The organism is Haladaptatus sp. HS23 (assembly GCF_056892285.1).
Window position 1 is genome coordinate 729596 of record NZ_JBXGLH010000001.1, and the last position, 17375, is coordinate 746970.

Annotated in this window: 18 protein-coding genes; 7 read left to right on the plus strand and 11 right to left on the minus strand. The window is 61.8% G+C overall.

The window, feature by feature from the left end; all coding sequences use genetic code 11:
• Positions 1-57: 57 nt before the first annotated feature.
• The 3 genes from lysW to AC1XDK_RS04010 form a co-directional block, all read right to left on the minus strand.
• The gene (gene lysW / locus AC1XDK_RS04000) at positions 58-222 is read right to left on the minus strand and encodes a lysine biosynthesis protein LysW (RefSeq protein ID WP_231185630.1); all 165 of its coding nucleotides are present in this window, start codon (positions 220-222) and stop codon (positions 58-60) included.
• 151 nt (positions 223-373) lie between these two features.
• On the minus strand, positions 374-1858 hold the full coding sequence (argH, locus tag AC1XDK_RS04005; protein ID WP_483348473.1) for an argininosuccinate lyase: 1485 nt from the start codon (positions 1856-1858) through the stop codon (positions 374-376).
• Entirely contained in the window at positions 1851-3020 is a 1170-nt protein-coding gene (locus AC1XDK_RS04010) for an argininosuccinate synthase (protein WP_483348474.1), read from the minus strand. The genes argH and AC1XDK_RS04010 overlap by 8 nt, the downstream gene beginning before the upstream one ends.
• Positions 3021-3373: 353 nt before the next feature.
• On the opposite strand from AC1XDK_RS04010, the gene AC1XDK_RS04015 reads away from it, so the two are divergent.
• Positions 3374-4486: a DUF7537 family lipoprotein gene (locus AC1XDK_RS04015; RefSeq protein WP_483348475.1), complete on the plus strand. Its 1113-nt coding sequence runs from the start codon at positions 3374-3376 to the stop codon at positions 4484-4486.
• Between the two features lie 56 nt (positions 4487-4542).
• Positions 4543-5043 (plus strand): 2'-5' RNA ligase family protein, encoded by a 501-nt coding sequence (locus tag AC1XDK_RS04020; RefSeq protein ID WP_483348476.1) that lies wholly within the window; start codon positions 4543-4545, stop codon positions 5041-5043.
• Between the two features lie 12 nt (positions 5044-5055).
• Here AC1XDK_RS04020 and AC1XDK_RS04025 read toward each other — a convergent pair whose 3' ends face one another.
• The gene (locus AC1XDK_RS04025) at positions 5056-7236 is read right to left on the minus strand and encodes an ATP-dependent DNA helicase (RefSeq protein WP_483348477.1); all 2181 of its coding nucleotides are present in this window, start codon (positions 7234-7236) and stop codon (positions 5056-5058) included.
• Positions 7237-7329: 93 nt separating this feature from the next.
• Positions 7330-8298 carry a cation diffusion facilitator family transporter gene (locus tag AC1XDK_RS04030; protein ID WP_483348478.1) on the minus strand — a complete coding sequence of 323 codons (969 nt, stop codon included), beginning with the start codon at positions 8296-8298 and terminating at the stop codon, positions 7330-7332.
• A gap of 144 nt (positions 8299-8442) precedes the next feature.
• Between AC1XDK_RS04030 and AC1XDK_RS04035 the strand changes: the two genes are divergently transcribed.
• Entirely contained in the window at positions 8443-8961 is a 519-nt protein-coding gene (locus tag AC1XDK_RS04035) for a metallophosphoesterase (protein ID WP_483348479.1), read from the plus strand.
• A gap of 95 nt (positions 8962-9056) precedes the next feature.
• Here AC1XDK_RS04035 and AC1XDK_RS04040 read toward each other — a convergent pair whose 3' ends face one another.
• Positions 9057-9698: an ArsR/SmtB family transcription factor gene (locus AC1XDK_RS04040; protein ID WP_483348480.1), complete on the minus strand. Its 642-nt coding sequence runs from the start codon at positions 9696-9698 to the stop codon at positions 9057-9059.
• 84 nt (positions 9699-9782) lie between these two features.
• Here AC1XDK_RS04040 and AC1XDK_RS04045 point away from each other — a divergent pair, with 84 nt between their 5' ends.
• On the plus strand, positions 9783-9935 hold the full coding sequence (locus AC1XDK_RS04045; RefSeq protein ID WP_483348481.1) for a DUF7859 family protein: 153 nt from the start codon (positions 9783-9785) through the stop codon (positions 9933-9935).
• Between the two features lie 30 nt (positions 9936-9965).
• Here AC1XDK_RS04045 and AC1XDK_RS04050 read toward each other — a convergent pair whose 3' ends face one another.
• Together AC1XDK_RS04050 and AC1XDK_RS04055 are read right to left on the minus strand one after the other, a co-directional pair.
• Positions 9966-10139: a hypothetical protein gene (locus AC1XDK_RS04050; protein WP_483348482.1), complete on the minus strand. Its 174-nt coding sequence runs from the start codon at positions 10137-10139 to the stop codon at positions 9966-9968.
• A gap of 41 nt (positions 10140-10180) precedes the next feature.
• Positions 10181-11197, minus strand: coding sequence for a threonine aldolase family protein (locus AC1XDK_RS04055; RefSeq protein WP_483348483.1), 1017 nt, complete (start codon positions 11195-11197; stop codon positions 10181-10183).
• Positions 11198-11302: 105 nt separating this feature from the next.
• On the opposite strand from AC1XDK_RS04055, the gene AC1XDK_RS04060 reads away from it, so the two are divergent.
• Positions 11303-12397, plus strand: coding sequence for an aminopeptidase (locus AC1XDK_RS04060; RefSeq protein WP_483348484.1), 1095 nt, complete (start codon positions 11303-11305; stop codon positions 12395-12397).
• Positions 12398-12757: 360 nt separating this feature from the next.
• Positions 12758-12907 (plus strand): hypothetical protein, encoded by a 150-nt coding sequence (locus AC1XDK_RS04065; RefSeq protein WP_483348485.1) that lies wholly within the window; start codon positions 12758-12760, stop codon positions 12905-12907.
• A 218-nt stretch (positions 12908-13125) separates the two neighbouring features.
• Here AC1XDK_RS04065 and AC1XDK_RS04070 read toward each other — a convergent pair whose 3' ends face one another.
• Complete coding sequence (locus AC1XDK_RS04070; RefSeq protein ID WP_483348486.1) at positions 13126-13374, minus strand: hypothetical protein; 249 nt, start codon at positions 13372-13374, stop codon at positions 13126-13128.
• Between the two features lie 114 nt (positions 13375-13488).
• Between AC1XDK_RS04070 and ligA the strand changes: the two genes are divergently transcribed.
• Positions 13489-15546: an NAD-dependent DNA ligase LigA gene (gene ligA / locus AC1XDK_RS04075; protein WP_483348487.1), complete on the plus strand. Its 2058-nt coding sequence runs from the start codon at positions 13489-13491 to the stop codon at positions 15544-15546.
• Here the strand turns inward: ligA and AC1XDK_RS04080 are convergent.
• Together AC1XDK_RS04080 and AC1XDK_RS04085 are read right to left on the minus strand one after the other, a co-directional pair.
• Positions 15543-16430, minus strand: coding sequence for an ABC transporter permease (locus AC1XDK_RS04080; protein ID WP_483348488.1), 888 nt, complete (start codon positions 16428-16430; stop codon positions 15543-15545). The genes ligA and AC1XDK_RS04080 overlap by 4 nt on opposite strands.
• Complete coding sequence (locus tag AC1XDK_RS04085; protein WP_483348489.1) at positions 16427-17341, minus strand: ABC transporter ATP-binding protein; 915 nt, start codon at positions 17339-17341, stop codon at positions 16427-16429. The genes AC1XDK_RS04080 and AC1XDK_RS04085 overlap by 4 nt, the downstream gene beginning before the upstream one ends.
• Between the last annotated feature and the right edge of the window lie 34 nt (positions 17342-17375).

Here is a 17375-nt window from a genome sequence, read left to right on the forward strand (position 1 = left end):
AGTCCCCTGTGGGTGCGAGCGTGAGCCAGCGAATGCTGTGAGGTTGCGATGTGCAATTTACTCCCCCCAGTCCTCTTCGAGCTCCGGTGCTCGGTCGAGGACTGGCGGGTTCACGTCGATGACTTCCAGTTCGACACCGCAGGTACCGCAGTCGATGATTTCGCCCGCTTCCAAATCGTCGTGCAAAGCCACGTCGGCTCCACACTCAACGCATTCTACCATTGTACTCTCCCGTATCGCCTTACGGGACTTAAATCCATCGTTATTAATTATGAATAAAAGGCACAGACTGGCGTCTAACGGCGTGAGAAAGGCATATGTCGCGGCTATGAGTTAGTAATCAAGTAATTCCCCACGCGGGGGTCGCGGTAATTTAGGCATACTCGTTTACCTCCGTCTGGAGCGTTTTTCCGGCCGTTTCGAGCGATTCTTCCAGTTCATCGACCGCGGCCTCGTCGGCGACGAGCGTCGCCTCGGCGTCGGCCAACGCGGACGCCAGCGAGTCGCTCGCCGGGCCGCCGACCGAATCGCGCATGGCGACGCTCGTTTCCGCATCGAGCGCCGATTCGACCTCTTCGGACGCGACGAACTCCGAGAGCGGTGCGCCGAGCACGTCTTCCGCCGCCGAATCGAGGGCGTCGTAGTCCGCCTCGCCCGCCGTCGCAACGACCTCGTGGGCCGTGCGAAACGGGACACCGCACATCGCCAGCAGGTCGGCGACACCCGTCGCGGTGGAGAACCCTTCCTCGGCCGCGTCCGCGAGCACGCCCTCGTTCCACGTCGCAGTCGCCACCGCGCCAGCCGCGACTTCCGTCGCATCGGTCACGGCGTCGATGGCGTCCCACGCGTGGGGGGTCGCGCGTTGCAGGTCGCGGTTGTACGCGCGGGGAAGCCCCTTCAGCGTCGTGAGCAGTCCCGACAGTCCGGAGTGAGCGTCGCCTGCAACCGCGCGGGCGAGTTCCAGCGTGTCCGGGTTCTTCTTCTGCGGCATGATGGACGACGTGGACGCGTAGTCGTCCGAGAGTTCCACGAAGCCGCGGTTCGAGTAAATCACGAGGTCCTCGGACACGCCGGAGACTGTCGTGGCTAGGTTCGCCGCCGCCGCGACCGTCTCGACGAGGAAATCGCGGGTCGAAACCGCGTCCATCGAGTTCTCGAGGACGCCGTCGAATCCGAGGAGTTCGGCCACGCGCTCGCGGTTCACGTCGAAGGGAGTTCCCGCGAACGCCGCCGCGCCGAGCGGACACTGGTTGATTCTTCCGTAGGCGTCGAGTAAGCGGGCCGTATCGCGGGCGACGGCCTGCTCGTAGGAAGAGAGGAAATGCCCGACGGTCGTCGGTTGTGCGGGTTGTAGGTGCGTGTATCCCGGCATCACCGTCTCGGCGTGCGATTCCGCTGCGTTGAGCAGGGCCGAGCGGAGCACAATCGTCGTTTCCACGAGCGAGAGAACGTCCTCGCGGAGGCGGTAGCGGATGCAGGTCGCCACTTCGTCGTTGCGACTGCGGGCGGTGTGCATCTTCCCGCCCTCGTGGCCGACCTGTCCGACGACGGCCGTTTCGATGGCCGCGTGGACGTCCTCACCTTCGGGCAGGGAGTCGTGACCGTCGACCTCGACCACGTTCAGCGCGGTGAGGAGTTCGCCCGCAACCTCGTCTCCGATGATGCCCTGTTCGGCCAGCATCACGACGTGTGCGCGGTCGATTTCGAGATCCGCCTCGAAGATGCGCCGGTCCGCTGCGAGCGACGAGAGGAACCCGCGGGCGGGACCGCCGCTGAAGCGGTCGCCGCGAACGACGTCGCCGTCGCCACTTCCGCTGTCGATTTCGCTTCCGTTCCCCGCGCCGTCGCCCTCACTCATCGTTCGCGATGCGTGCCTGATAGCCGTGGTATTTCGCGACGCCCGTCGCGTCGTCCTGCTTGATTTTGCCGACCGTCTCGGTGTTGAACGAGGCGGCGTCCTCGGAGTAAACGGCGTGTTCGCTCTCGCGGGCGACCGCACGGGCCTGTCCACCTTCGAACTTGATGGTGACCGTGCCGGTCACTTTCTCCTGCGTGGTGTCGATGAAGCCGTCGAGGGCGTCCACGAGCGGCGCGGAGAGGAGGCCCTCGTAGGCCTTCTCGGCCCACTGCTGGTCGATTCCCGTCTTGAACGAGCGCTCTTCCTTCGTCAGCACCAAGCCTTCGAGCGCCTCGTGGGCGTTCAGGAGCGTCGTCGCGGCGGGGTGCTCGTAGTTCTCGCGCACCTTCAGGCCGAGCATGCGGTCTTCCATCAGGTCGGTGCGGCCGACGCCGTGTTTCCCGGCGAGTTCGTTCAGATATTCGATGAGCGACACCGCGTCCATCGATTCGCCGTCGACGGCGACCGGTTTTCCTTCCTCGAACTCGATTTCGACGAGTTCGGTTTCGGCGCTCGGCTGTTCCGTCCACTCATAGATGTCCTCCGGCGGGACGTAGCCGGGGTCTTCGAGATTGCCACCTTCGACGGAGCGGCTCCAGAGGTTCGTGTCGATGCTCCAGACGCCCTCGTTGCCACCCTCGACCGGCAGGTCGTGTTCGTCGGCGTAGCCCATCTCCCATTCGCGTGTCAACCCCATCTCGCGCACGGGAGCGATGACCTCCAAGTCGGAGGCACGCCAGACCGCCTCGAAGCGCAACTGGTCGTTTCCTTTGCCCGTACAGCCGTGAGCGACGGCGTCACAGTCGTTTTCCTTCGCCACGTCGAGAATCGCCTCCGCGATGACGGGACGGGCGAGTGCGGTGCCGAGAGGATAGCTCTGATACGTTGCGTTGGCCTTCACCGCGTCGAGACACTGCTCCGCGAACGCGTCCTTGGCGTCCACGACGTAGTGGTCCAAATCCAATGCCTCCGCAGTTTCCTCCGCTTCTGCAAACTCCTCTTCGGGTTGACCCACGTCGACAGTGACGCCGATAACTTCGTCGTAGCCGTACTCCTCTTCGAGGAGTGGGACGCATACTGTCGTGTCGAGTCCGCCCGAGAAGGCGAGTGCAACCGTTTTCATTGTACGAATCGCCAGGGGCTACAGGTACTTAAATTCTTCTCAAGTTTCTGAGAAATAAAGGCAGAAGATAGACTAAAGACGAGTTAATCACACATGAGTGAGCTTTGAACGAACGACGGGTCGAGGTGGAATAGGTATTATTGGGACTGGAGAAGCCCCGGTCGTCGTCGCACGCAGAAGGAGTTGCGGACGGACTCGTCGCTCACCGAAGGGACGACCCCGGTGCCGCGAGTCCGTGACATTATCGAACCCTTCTGTTCCTCACCTCTTAAAGCCTTTCGGGACGGCAACGATTGCCAGCAGTTCGTTTCCGGCAACCGTAATTTATTATGTTTCAGCATGAAGTCGAAGGAATGAGACGACTGCCCTCCCTCCTGTTGGTCCTCCTCGTGCTCTCGTCCGGTTGTGCGGGATTCCTCCCGTGGTCCGATTCCGGGTCCACTCGGGAGGCACCGACCACGACTTCGTCCGCTTCGCTCTCGCCGCCGCCCGGCGCGAACGGACAGTGGATATTCGACGCCGAACGAATGCTCTCCGCACACGAGGCGGTACTCGACGGGACGAACTATCGGAAGAAGGTTCGTATTCGACCGAACCAGAGCACTGGCCCACCGAAGTGGGCAAATTCGTCCCTCGTTGCGCACATCGGGGACGGGCGACTTCTCGTGGATCAACGGGGCGATACACCCGGATTCATCGGCATGGGTGGTTCGTACAAGGTCTACGTGTCGAATGCTACCGCGACGTATTACGTCCCGACACGGGAGGGGACCCGGTACCGTTCCACGACCAACCTCTCGAATTCAGTTATGGAGACTGTCGAGAACAACAATCGGATGAGCCAAATCCTCTCGAACTCGGATTTCACGTGGAACGGGACGACGGTTCGAAACGGGACGAAACTGTATCGGTACAGAGCGAGTACCCACACCGAACTTCCCGATGTGAAATCACTTTCTGCGACCGTGTTCGTAGACGAGCGGGGACTCGTTCACGAACTCTCTGGAACTCTCAAAACGACAGGTAGTCGCCCCACTGCGGTCGATTTCTCATACCGATTTTCCGAGGTGGAATCCCCACCGGCAAAACCGAACTGGGTCAACAACGTTCCGCACATCTCAGTAAAATCCGAATCCGAGTCCAATATCATCGCCATCGAACACGACGGAGGAACGGTCGTTCCCGCGGGAACGACCGCCCGATTCAGTTTGTTCAACCGTTCGGCCCACACGTTTGGTGACGTCGAACTTTCCAAACCACTCGAACCGGGTGCCGTTGCGTATCTATCCGTTCATGACCTCGAAGAGAATAGAAATGGACAGTTCACTGCAGACGGAGCGATAGCAGTGAATCAGCCACCAACGAGCGAACCGACGATATCACTCACCAACCGGTCTGTCTCGGTCGGTTTCAAAACCGAAGACTGGTCTGCTAGCGCCTACAACGGTTCGTCCCGAACTGATTGACGACGAACCTACTGCAAACGCCACGCTCATATTCTGCCCCCTTCTCGAACCGAACAGTGTTCAGCCTCAACGTACCGGTTCCCGGCGACGTCGCCCGACTTGCCGAAGACCTTCGCCCGGCGCTCTACGGATTCGACACCTTCCGTGACCAGCAGACGCTCGTCGTCAAGCGCTTCGGGAACGACGAGAACTACGACCGATTGGAAATGCGGGTTCGGACCGCGCTCGTCGGAACGCCCGCGTTCGAGGCGCGAATTTCGGGCATCGACTGCTTCGAAACGCCGACCCGTGGCGACGGTCCCGTGGTCTACCTCGCCATCGACAGCCCCGGCCTGCAACGTCTCCACCGCGAACTGACCGAGGAGTTCGGAACCATCGAGGGGTTGGAAGGCGAGGAGTACGTCCCGCACGTCACGCTGGCGCGAGGCGGGAGCGTCGAGACGGCGCGGCAACTCGCAGAACGGGACATCGACCCGATTTCGTGGACCGTCACGGAACTCCATCTGTGGGACGCGAAGTACGACGAAACCGCCGCGAGGCTCTCGCTCCCGGCCTGATTTTCCTGCCCGCTATGGCTGTGGTGGTTCGCCGTTCCACGCATCGTTGTCCCTGAAGAAATTCAGCATGGCGAACTTGAGTTTCCCGGGTGCGATGTCGATGGTCTCCTCGCGTTCCTCGGGCGGGAACGTCTCCCGGACGCTGTACTTTCCCATCTCCCGGACGCTCTTTTCGGTGTAACGTTTGTCGAGGAGGATGCGGACGCCGAAGTCCTCCGGCGAGCGAATCACCCGCCCGAGCGCCTGCCGGGTCTTCCGAATCGTCGGAATCTCCACGGCGTAGTCCCATCCCGAATTCCGTCCGGAGCGGTCCGAGAACACCGTGTCGTAGGCGTCCTGCACCGCGTCCATCCGGTCGTCGAGATGCGGGTACGGGACGCCGACAACGACGACGGTTCGGGCGTCGTCACCGTCGAAGCTGACGCCCTCGGCTAACGTCCCCCACAGCGAGGTGAAGAGGACGCCGTTGTCGTCCGATGTGAACCGTTGGCGGAGTTCCTCCACTGGAGTCCCAGCCTCATCGAAGTACACGTTCGAATCGACTCGACTTCCCACGAGGTCACGATAGCGTTCCGCCTCGGCGTAACTCGGGAAGAAGACGAGCGTATTTCCGGCGGTGAACCGGACCGCGTCGGCCAACGCGTCGGCGATGATTTCCTGCGTCTCCGGGTTGCTTCGTTCGCTGGCGAACAGCGCCGGGGTTTCGGCCGCGAAGGTCCGACGGTTCTCCTCGGGAAACTGGAGTCCGTAAGCCAAGGAGACGGGTTCCGAGAGTCCCAACACGTCCGACAGCACGTCGAACGGTCGAAGCGTCGCGCTCATCAGCACCGTCGCGTACACCTCGTCGAACAGGGCCTGTGTCACCTCGCGCGGGATGCAGGTGTACAGCTCCGCTCGTCCGTACACTTGGTCAGTCCCTTCGTCGCGTCGAACCGCGACGACCGGATACTGGCCGAGTTCGGCCCCCTCGTCCATATAGGATTTGACGAACGCCGCGGCCTGCAACGTCTGGCACTCTTTTCGCGTCGTCGCGTCGCCCTCCTTGTACGCGTCCTCGTACTTCTGGTCGAGTTCCTTGCCGAGCGAGAGCGCGTCGTCCAACTCCGCATCGATTCCCGTCCCGGAGTACTCCTGCAGGAAGTTGAGGGTGAGGTCGTCGCGTTTGTTCTCGTTGGCGACGGCCACGTCCTGCCAATTCTCGGCGACCGCTTCGCGCTCGCCGAACCCGAAGGAGTCCTCGTAGGTTGCTTTCAGCGCGCGCTGGAACGCGGCGAGGACGTTGAATCCCGCCTCGCTCCGGAAGTCGTCACTCTCTTGCAGTTCGTCCAGCGCGCTGTCGACGGTGTTCTCGGTCAACGTGCGCGAGGCGTGGTCCCGAGCGGTCCCCTCGATGTTGTGTGCTTCGTCGAAGATGGTGATGACGTCTTCCGGGTCGCGGCCCAACCACCGGAAGAACTGTTCGCGTATCATCGGGTCGAGGAGGTGATGGTAGTTGCAGACGACCAAATCCACGCCCTCCATTCCGTCCTTCAGGAGTTCGTAGCCGCACATCCCCTGTTGCTCGGCGTACTCGTAGATGTCGTCGGGCGTCCGAACCCCGTCGTAGAGCCACTGGTAGAACTCCTCGGTGTTCCCCGTGAGGTTGTTGTAGTAGTGCTCACAGACGTTCTTCTCTTTCAGATTCTCGACCTCGTCCTGAATCTGGTCGAGTTCGTCCATCACCGCGCTGCGGGCCTCGGCGGCGGTCGAATCGCCTTCCTGCATGTCTTCGAGCAGTTCGCTCTGGCGCTGTTCGAGTTCCCGTTTGTCGCGTTCCTTGTCGACGACTTCGTAGGTGTTGTCCCGCAGCACCTGACACTCCTGATAATCGACGTCGATGTGGCACATCGACCCCTTCCCCCGAAAGACGACGGCTCGAAGCGGTTCCTTGCGCGTTATCTCGCGCGCTTCCGTGACGAACTGGCGCATCTGCTGGTGGACGTTGGTCGTGATGACGACCGTCTTGTCCTCCTCGCGCGCGAACTCCAGTGCGGGAACGAGCGAGGAGAGCGTCTTTCCCGTCCCACACGCGCCTTCGAAGAGTACGTCCTGTCCGCGTGAAAGTCCGTTGTAGATGCGGTCCATCGCCTCCTGTTGATTGTCGTAGGGGGCGTCGTACGGGAAGAACCGCATGTACTCGTTCGTCGTGGACACGATACGGGATATTCGCGGCTTGGTTCAAAAACCCTTGCCTACGTGAGAGAAACGCGTGTTTTTCCACCCGAAGCGGACCGTTTTCGAGCGGGGCTAGACCACCGATTCCGATGCCGTTTCCTGCACTTCCGGTTCGATGTACACCTTCTTTACGCTCTCGTTGGTTTCGAACAGTTCGTTTTCGATGTCGGTGATGTGTTCGTCGATTTCGCCGGTGTCGAGCGTCGGGTCGAAGGCCACGTCGGCGGTGACGATGATGCGGTTGGGGCCGAAGTAGACCGTTCGGAAGTCGATGATTTCGGTGACGCCGTTCCACCCGTCCAACTTCGACCTGAGGAGGTCCTCTTCCTCTTTCGGGAGGCTCTCGCCGAGGAGGAGGCGTTTGTTCTCCCACGCCAGCGCGATTGCGGACCCCATCAATAGAATCCCGATGAGGAGTGCCGCAGCAGCGTCGAAAATCGGGTTGCCGGTGACTTGCGACAGCCAGATGCCGAACAGTGCCAACCCGGCACCGCTGACCGAAACCGTGTCCTCGGTGAGCGCCGTGAGCGTCGAAACGTCGCTCGTCTTGTGGAACGCCTCGCGGAACCCGCTCCAGTTCCGGCGGTCGATTTCGAGCTTGGTGGACCGGTACGCTTTGCTGAAGGCGTAGCCCTCGAACATCATGGCCCCGATGAGGACGGCGTAGTTCACGTAAACCGGCGGGAACGCCTGTCCGAGGAGGTGAACCGCCTCACCACTGACCGTCTCGTGGTGGACCAGCGCCTCGTAGCCGTGTTTCGCGCTCTCCCATCCGGCGATGCCGAAGAGGAGGACGCTGACCAGAAAGCTATAGAAGAACTGTGCCTTACCGTAGCCGAAGGGATGGGCGCGGGTCGGTTTCCGCCCGCCGAACCAGATACCGATGAGGAGAAACACCTGGTTTCCGGTGTCGGAGATGGAGTGAAACGTCTCGGAGAGCATGGCCGGACTCTGGGTGAGGACGAAACCGAAGAACTTCAACACGGCAATCGCCGCGTTTGCGATGAGGGCAGCAATCACGACGGACTTGCTATTCGCCATTATGTCACTAGCGGCGAGGAGGTGTCAAAGTCCTTACGACGGAGCGACGGAATGGAGGACGGCAGTTCAGTGGTGTACGTGCTGAGCTAGCGGACGACGTGATACGACGCAAGAGGGAAACCGAGTGGCTTCCAACGTCGGACCGTGATAACGATAGTTTCGGATACGCATAGCGCGACGGGCCACGAGTTGACCGGGCGGACCCTCGACGCCGTTCGGAACGCGGACCTCGTCGTCCACGCGGGCGACTTCACGACGGCGGCGGCGCTCGATGCGTTCGAAGCCGAAAGCTCGCGGTTGGTAGCAGTTCGGGGCAACAACGCAACTGAAACGGTCGCGGACCGTCTTCCGGCAGCGCGAACGTTCGAGGAGAACGGGGTTCGGTTCGCGCTCACGCATCGGCGACGGGGCGGAAACACGGGGCTCGAACTGTTCGGGAGGGAGCGGGGAGCGGACGTGGTGGTGTCCGGGCACACGCACCGATACCTCGTCGAGCAAGCCGGTGAGGTGTTGTTGTTGAACCCGGGGAGCCACGCACGACCGCGGGGACATCGGCCCACGCACATCGAACTCGAATCGACCGTGAAGGGCTTCGCTGGGAGGGTGTACGATCGGGATGGGGAAATCGTGGAGGAGTTCCCCGTTGAAGGGCTGGAAAGTTGATGGCGTATCGGGGGAGGGCCGAAGCAGGGCGGCTCCACTTCATCCTATGCGGTGCGACATAATGTACCCTCCGTAAGCTCAAAAAAGCGTTTTAGTTATCGATTTCGCGCGAAATACACCCACCCCGCACCGAGCGCGAGAACGAGCAGACCGCCCGCGAAGAACAACACGCCCGGTGGAATCGTCGCCAGAACGTTGCCCGTGGCGTCCGCTGTCGTGGCCGTCGATTCGGTCGAAAACGTCCCCATCCCTCCGCCGCCGGACGATTCGGTGGCCTTCTCGCCGATTCGTAAGAGGCCTTCGGAGACGGCGTACTGAATCGCGGCGCTGATGAGTCCGAGGAGGACGGCGACCCCGAGGACGCGTGAGAGGATGTCCTTCAGTCCGGACGTCTGTTCTTCCTTGCCGGCGAAGAGGATGAGCGGGCCGTCGGACGGGGCGTACACCGTCATCTCGCGGCCTTTCTCGGAGTAGATGGTATCGACAGGGGAGATGAGGTCCGCGTCTTCCAGCTTTTTCAGGTGGTACTGGGCGTTCTGAAGCGACGTGTCGGCACGCTCGCTCAGTTCGGACGCCGTCGCGGGTTGGTCGTGCAGTTCGGAGAGGAGGCTGCGCGCCGTGTCGGACGAGAGCGCGCCGAGCAGATCGTCGGCGTCGTCACTGTCCACTCCGAGCACTCGGGGAGTCCCACCCGAAGGGGGTTCCACGTCGGAACTGGAGGGCAAGAGGTCGGCCATTATTGTGCATATGAATCCGCTCGTCAATCAACTTTGTCACTAGAACGGCGAAACGAATTTGGTTCGTGAACTGATAGACGTGGTATGGAACCACTCGGAATCATCGGGAACACGCTGAACGACCCGCTGTTCGTCGCGCTTCTCGTCATTATGCTTGCCTTCGTCTTCTTCGTCTACCTCTTCATTCGACGGACGCTGACGGGGTTTCAGGAAGGGATGCAGAAGGGTCAGCGATAGCTATTTATTGAAAATTTGTCAGTGTTGCGGCTATGGGCCAGTCGATACGAATTCGTCGAGAATAGTCCCGCCGACGCCGACGAGGAGTCCGAGCCACATAGTCGTCACTGCCCATTCGTAGGAGAGAACGGCGTGGCCGAGGAACGCGGTTCCGCCAAAAATAGTCAATAAAATCCCAAGCAAGAGGTAGTCGGTCGTTTGCATACACCTGTGTGCAGATTCCGACGGTAAATGCTTTTGGAGGGTTACAGCGCGTCTCGAACCCGTCTCGCCGCCGTCTCCACGTCCTCCCGGTCCACGTTCCAGTGAGTACAAAACCGGACGACGTACGTACCGAACTCCGACCCTACAACGTCGCGTTCTTCGCATGCGTCGAGGAGTTCCGCTGCGGAGAGTCCCGCATCCTCGGTGTCCACGAGGACGATGTTCGTCTCGGGGGACTGGACCGTGAGGCCGTCCACGTCGGCGAGGAGTTCCGCGAGAACGCGGGCATTTTCGTGGTCCTCTTCGAGTCGGGAGACGTTCTCCAATGCGAGCAGACCCGGCGCTCCCAGCACGCCCACCTGTCGCATCCCGCCGCCGAGCAGTTTTCGAACCCGCCGGGCACGCGCGATGAACTCCTCGTCCCCGGCGAGCATCGACCCGACGGGTGCACCCAGCCCTTTGGAAAGACAGAACATCACGGAATCGACGTTCTCGGTGATTCGGGACGGCGGTACGTCTAGCGCCACCGCGGCGTTGCACACGCGGGCACCGTCGAGGTGGACCGGAAGGCCGAGGTCGTGGGCCGCTTCCGCCGCTGCGTCGATTTTCTCGGGGGCGATTGCGACGCCGCCCTTACTGTTGTGCGTGTTTTCGAGCGTCAACAGGCCGGTTCCGGGTCGGTGAGCGTCCTCCTCGACGTAGCCGTCGCGAACCTGCTCGGGCGTCGGAATTCCGCGCTTGCCGCCGTCGAGGGTTCGCACCTGAAGCGCCGAGTGTTGGGCCAATCCGCCGAGTTCCCACTTGTAGATGTGGCTCTCGCGTTCGACCAGTATTTCCTGCCCTCGGTCCGTATGAACGCGTGCCGCGATTTGGTTGCCCATCGTCCCCGTCGGCACGTAGAGGCCCGCCTCCATTCCCATCAGTTCGGCCGCTGTCGCTTCCAACTCGTTTATCGTCGGGTCTTCGCCATACACGTCGTCACCGACGTCGGCCTCGCTGGCCGCGTTTCGCATCTCTTCGTTCGGTTTCGTTACCGTGTCGCTCCGCAAGTCTAGCATGTCCGCTCCTTTCGCACCGCCGGACAAATAGTCGTGGGTAGGAGCAGAGTATCCCCGAAGAAATCACATCGAAAGTGGTACCCAGTATCGGCGAAATTTTCCACCATGGACCACCGAATTCGGGACCACGCCGAGACGATAGTTGACCATTCCCTCGACATCGAAGCGGGCGATACGGTCGTCGTTCGCGCACCGTCGGGGACGGACGACCTCGCGGTCGCACTCTCGGAACTCCTCGGAAAACGCGGTGCGTTCCCGCTCGTCACCGCCGGTCGGCGGGACAGGAAACGAGCGGCGTTCCTGCGCTCCATCGACCCGGACGACCTCGAAACGCCCGAACACGAGCGCGCGCTGTTCGAGGCCGCGGACGCCATCGTCCACATCCGTGCACACGAGAACGCCTCCGACATGAGCGACGTGGACGCCGAGACGCACGCGGCGTACAATCAGGCGTATCAGCCCATACAGCAGGAAATCCTCTCGTCGCGTTGGTGTCTCACCCAGTATCCTTCTCCCGGAAGCGCGCAACTCGCCGAGATGAGTACGGAATCCTACGAGGAGTTCGTCTACAGCGCGATGAACAAGGATTGGGACGAACAGCGCGAGTTCCAGGGACAGATGGTCGAACTCCTCGACCCCGCCGACGAAGTCCGTATCGTCTCGGGCGACACGACGGACCTCACGATGTCCGTCGAAGGCATGAAGACCATCAACGACGAGGGGAAGAACAACCTCCCCGGCGGAGAGGTGTTCACTGCACCGGTCCCCGATTCCGTCGAGGGAGAGGTGCTGTTCGACAAACCGCTCGTCCACCAAGGCAACATCGTCGAGAACGTCTGGCTGAAGTTCGAGAACGGCGAGGTCGTCGATTTCAGCGCCGAGAAGAACGAGGAGGTCCTCGCCGGCGTCCTCGATACCGACGATGGCGCACGACGACTCGGCGAGCTCGGCATCGGAATGAACCGCGACATCGACCGGTTCACCTACAACATGCTCTTCGACGAGAAGATGGGCGACACCGTCCACCTCGCCGTCGGCATGGCCTACGACATCTGCGTTCCCGACGATCGGAAACCGAACGAGAGCGCGGTCCACGTGGACATCATCGTGGACATGAGCGAGGATTCGTTCATCGAAGTCGACGGGGAAGTCGTTCAGCGAAACGGTACCTTCCGATTTGAGGACGGGTTCGAGGGATAATTCCGCGAGGAAACACCGGGACCGGATGGATGTTTTTAGTGCAGGTTTCTACGAGGAGCGGACGGCGAGCGTTTATATACCATGCCGGGAGCAACCCCGGCGTGACCTGACAATCGTCGCGTGAGTGGTCGAGGCGGGAGTGTGACGCCCCCTCGCGCGAAGCCGACCGTGCCACCTGTTCGCATTCGTTTACCGACCGGTGATTCACGAGTAACGGCCGAAAAGCGCCATTTAGACCCCTCTGGACGGATATCGGAAAACCCCGCTCAACGGTGTACATGCTACAACGCACGGCGGAATCTACTATATAGTTGTTTCGGCCCCGTGGAGTTAAGTGGGTACGGTCGAAAAGCAACAATCGTGTCAAAAGTGTCCTGTCCGGATTGCCGGCGGAACATCGGGTTCCACGAACTGGAAACGAGAACCGTCGCCCAGTCCAGCGGATTCTCGACGAATTATCGCTGTCCGTTCTGCCGGAACGCCATCGAGAACGTCGCCGAGTTGCTGTAACGACGCTCCCGAAAACGGTCACTTCGAGAGATGACGAGCCGGTCGGTTCGCATGCCTCGCCACTTCCGTGGCACTTAGCTTCACACTGGATTCCTTGGACAGGGGGGTGGTACCCGACAGGCCGCTCAGTCGTCCAAATCGAGGTCGTCGAAATCGTCTGCAAGGTCCGAGAGGATGTCCTTTGCATCCGACTTCGTGTCGTCGTCGATGCCGTCCACCTACTCGACACTGTGGCCGCCGCTGTAGGCGGTTTGGATGGCGTTCTCGTTCAACTTTCCGTCCGGTCCGACGACCGGGAGGTTCAGGTCCTCGTACCGTTCCGGGTCGTCGAAGCCGGACGAAGAGAGGACGAAATGACTGGCGATGTCCGACAGGTCGTCGGTGTCGAAATCCTTCTCCTCGGGAGCGTTCCACTCGTCGTCGGTCGTTCCACTGAACGTCGGTTCGTGAACGCTGTAGTCCGTCATCAGCCATCGTTCCAACGAGGAGCAATGTGAGAACTGGGGTTGCTACTGCAGGCTTCACTTTCCGTGCAGTGGAGGTACCGAGGTATTTACCGGGCGACGAACAATGCCCGAACGATGGCAGAGGTGAGCCCGGACGAGAACCCGTACGTCGAGGAACCGGAGACCGATTTCGAACCGGTGGCGGAGATGGATGAAGCCAAAGCGAGCGAGCAGGCAGCGCTGCTTCGGGAGGCGATTCGCCACCACGACTACCGCTACTACGTCGAAAACGACCCGCGAATCGGCGACCGGACGTACGACGAACTCTTTACGCGACTCCAAGCGTTGGAGGAGGCCTTCGACATTCAAACGCCAGATAGCCCGACCCGCCGGGTCGGGGGTGAACCACTGGACGAACTCGACACGGTGGAACACGTCGCGCCGATGCTCTCCATCGAGTCGAGCGGCGAAGCGGAGGACGTCCGGGGGTTCGACGAACGAGTTCGGCGGACACTCAGCGACGTCGAGTACGTCTGTGACCCGAAGTTCGACGGGTTATCGCTGGAAGTCGTCTACCAGGAGGGCGAGTACGTTCGGGCCGCGACCCGCGGCGACGGCGAAACCGGTGAGGACGTGACTGAGAACGTTCGTACGATCCCGAGCGTCCCGCACCATCTCCGCGGCGACTACCCCGACTATCTCGCGGTTCGCGGCGAGGTGTATCTCCCGTTGGACGCGTTTACCGAATTCAACCGCGAGCGGGTCGAGCGAGGCGAGGACCTGTTCGCCAACCCGCGAAACGCGGCGGCGGGGTCGCTGCGACAACTTGACCCATCGGTGACGGCCGAGCGCCCGCTCGATTGTTTCTTCTACGACGTGCTGGATTCGAGCGGCGAATTCCCGACCCATTGGTCCGAATACGAGGCGCTGCCGGAGTTCGGTTTGAAAGTGAACGACCGCACGGAACTCGTGGACGGCATCGAAGACTGTATCGAGTACCGTGACGTGTTGATGGCCGAACGCGAGGAGCTAAACTACGAAATCGACGGCGTGGTCATTAAGGTGAACGACCGGGCGAAATGCGAGGAACTCGGAATGACCGCGCGTTCGTATCGCTGGGCGTACGCCTACAAGTTCCCGGCGCGCACCGAGCGGACGACGATTATGGACGTGACGGTGCAGGTGGGACGGACGGGACGGCTCACCCCCGTCGCGCTCCTCGAACCCGTCGATGTCGGCGGTGTAACCGTCTCGCGTGCCAGCCTTCACAACCCCGACGAAATCGCGGAGAAGGACATCAATATCGGCGACGAGGTACGGATAAAACGCGCTGGGGACGTGATTCCTTACGTCTCGGAAGTCGTCGAAAAGCACAGCGAGGGTCACTACGAACTCCCCGAGGAGTGCCCGGTCTGTGGAAGTCCGGTCGAGCGCGACGGCCCCATCGCCTACTGCACAGGAGGAGTAGCCTGCGAGGCACAACTTCGGCAAGCGGTGGCGTACTACGGGAGCGACGACGGCCTCGACATAGACGGATTGGGCGAGGAGCGGGTGGATCAACTCATCGACGCGGCCCTCGTCGACTCTCTACCCGACCTCTACGAACTGAACGAAGAGGAGTTGCTTGAACTGGAGGGATGGGGAGAGAAGAGCGCGGAGAACTTGCTCGGCGAAATCGAGGACACGAGACGACCCTCGCTCGGGGATTTCCTCTCGGCAATCGGCATCCCCCGTGTGGGAACCGAGACGGCCCACGAGTTGGCACGCCACTTCGACTCCATGCGGGACCTGATGGGCGCGAGCCCCGACGAACTCGAATCCGTCCCGGACATCGGTCCGAAAGTCGCCGCCGGGATTCGGGAGTTCTTCGACTCCGAGCGTAACCGGTCGGTCGTCGAGGACCTGTTGGAACACGTCGAACCCGAGCGGGAGGAAACGCCGGGCGGTGACGAACTCGACGGGTTGACGTTCGTGTTCACGGGGTCGCTTTCCGAACCGCGGTCGGACATCTCGGCGCTCGTGGAGCGTCACGGCGCGAACGCGACGGGGAGCGTCTCGGGCAACACGGATTACCTCGTCGTCGGGGAAAATCCGGGACAGTCGAAGCCGAACGACGCGGAGGAAAACGACGTGCCGATACTCGACGAATCGGAGTTCTGGTCCCTGCTCGCGGAGGAGGGAATCGACGGTTAGAGGTCGGTCCGCTCGAAAACCGAGTACCCGACCGCGACGGGGACGAACAGCCAGAAGAGGAGATAGACGACCACGAAGGCGTCGCTGAAGTAAATCGGGAGGGGCTTGCCGAGCACGTTGGCGACGGCGCTTTGGTAGAGTCGGTTGAACAGCACGACCCGTGCGTTGAACTGGCTCGGGAGGAGCAGAGTATCGACTAACGTTTTATACGCGGTTATCGGGTTGAGCAGTCTGATGAGGAGGACGGTCTTCACCTGTCCGGCGGTCCCTACGCCGGCGGACGACCCGAGGAAACTGGCGAAGCGATTGGCGAGGCCGCTCCAGAAGACGAGGAAGGCGAAGTAGAACGTGACCGCCGTGACCATCGCGCGGCGGCCGGTCTTCGCGGCCGCGGAGATTCCGACCGAGAGGCCGACGAACACGAGGCCGAGGAGGACGGTGAGGAGTGCGAAGAGGAGGTAGTTGACGAGTCTGAACTGAAGGCTGGTCAACAGGAGGATGACCGCGGCGACGGCGAAACCAAGGAGGGTGGCGATACCGACGACGCTGCTCCGACCGAGTACCTTCCCGAACACCACGTCCTCGCGGGAGTGCGGAAGCGAGAGCATGAGTTTGAGCGTCCCCGACTCCCGTTCGCCGGTGATGGCGGTGTAGCCGATGACGATGGAAATGAGCGGGATGAGAATGGCGGTTCCCTGCTTCATCAGGTAGAGGTATTGGTCGGTGTTCTGCCCGGCGGCCCCGCTTCCGGACCCGCGCTCGATGAGGAAAGCGAAAATCGGCGGGACGGCGAACACCACGACGAACAGCGCCGTCAGTACCCATAACCACCGAGACCGAAGCGAGTCGCGGAAATCCTTGCGAGCGACGGACTGCCACGTCATTGTGCCACCCCGTCCTGCGTGTAGGCCATGAACAGGTCTTCGAGCGACGTCTCCTCGGTGCCGAAGTCCTCGACGGTCGCTCCGGCGGCTTCGAGCGTGGTGATGACCGTGGTCTTGTCCCCCGTTCCGCAGGTTACGAACAGCGTGTCGCCGTCCCGTTCGACGCTCGCCACGCCGTCGATGTCGCGGACCTGCTGGACCGCCGCCGGGGAAAGCGAGGCGGTTCGGATTCGGAAGGTTCCGTCGCTGCCGAGATTCCGACGAAGCCCGTCGATGGAATCTTCGGCGACGAGTTCGCCGTCGCGGAGGATTCCCACGCGGTCACAGACGGCTTCGACTTGTCCGAGAAGGTGGCTGGAGAAGAACACGGTCGCCCCCCTGTCCCGCTCCTCGCGGATGATTTCCCGCATCGCGAGCGCGCCGTTCGGGTCGAGTCCGGTCGTCGGTTCGTCGAGGATGAGCAGGTCGGGGTCGCCGACGAGCGCCATCGCGAGTCCGAGGCGTTGGGCCATTCCCTTCGAGTAGCCCCCCGCCTTCCGGTCGGCGGCGTCGAGGAGCGAAACCCTGTCGAGGAGCGCGTCCGGGTCGTCATCCGCGTCCTTGGCTTCGATGGCGAATTCGAGGTGTTGTCTGCCAGTCAGGCGACGGTAGACCGAAAAGCCCTCCGGAAGGACGCCGGTCCTGTCCCGGATGGCGACGCTTTCCGCTCGGGCGTCGCGGCCGAGGACGGTCACGGACCCGCTCGTCGGCCGAACGAAGTCGAGAAGGAGGTCGATAGTCGTCGATTTCCCCGCGCCGTTCGGGCCGAGAAAGCCGAACACCTCCCCCGCTTCGACGTCGAGGGAGAGGTCGTTGACGGCGGTGACGTCACCGTACCGCTTCGTCACGCCGTCGAGTCGGATGGCGGTCATGGTTTCGGGTTTCGCCAACGCGCTTATAGCACTG

Coding starts and splice junctions, on each gene's coding strand:
- AC1XDK_RS04045 (WP_483348481.1), top strand. CDS start 9,783: ATGGAACCACTCGGAATCATCGGGAACACGCTGAACGACCCGCTGTTC.
- AC1XDK_RS04050 (WP_483348482.1), bottom strand. CDS start 10,139: ATGCAAACGACCGACTACCTCTTGCTTGGGATTTTATTGACTATTTTT.
- AC1XDK_RS04040 (WP_483348480.1), bottom strand. CDS start 9,698: ATGGCCGACCTCTTGCCCTCCAGTTCCGACGTGGAACCCCCTTCGGGT.
- AC1XDK_RS04055 (WP_483348483.1), bottom strand. CDS start 11,197: ATGCTAGACTTGCGGAGCGACACGGTAACGAAACCGAACGAAGAGATG.
- argH (WP_483348473.1), bottom strand. CDS start 1,858: ATGAGTGAGGGCGACGGCGCGGGGAACGGAAGCGAAATCGACAGCGGA.
- AC1XDK_RS04070 (WP_483348486.1), bottom strand. CDS start 13,374: ATGACGGACTACAGCGTTCACGAACCGACGTTCAGTGGAACGACCGAC.
- AC1XDK_RS04085 (WP_483348489.1), bottom strand. CDS start 17,341: ATGACCGCCATCCGACTCGACGGCGTGACGAAGCGGTACGGTGACGTC.
- AC1XDK_RS04080 (WP_483348488.1), bottom strand. CDS start 16,430: ATGACGTGGCAGTCCGTCGCTCGCAAGGATTTCCGCGACTCGCTTCGG.
- AC1XDK_RS04030 (WP_483348478.1), bottom strand. CDS start 8,298: ATGGCGAATAGCAAGTCCGTCGTGATTGCTGCCCTCATCGCAAACGCG.
- lysW (WP_231185630.1), bottom strand. CDS start 222: ATGGTAGAATGCGTTGAGTGTGGAGCCGACGTGGCTTTGCACGACGAT.
- ligA (WP_483348487.1), top strand. CDS start 13,489: ATGGCAGAGGTGAGCCCGGACGAGAACCCGTACGTCGAGGAACCGGAG.
- AC1XDK_RS04015 (WP_483348475.1), top strand. CDS start 3,374: ATGAGACGACTGCCCTCCCTCCTGTTGGTCCTCCTCGTGCTCTCGTCC.
- AC1XDK_RS04010 (WP_483348474.1), bottom strand. CDS start 3,020: ATGAAAACGGTTGCACTCGCCTTCTCGGGCGGACTCGACACGACAGTA.
- AC1XDK_RS04060 (WP_483348484.1), top strand. CDS start 11,303: ATGGACCACCGAATTCGGGACCACGCCGAGACGATAGTTGACCATTCC.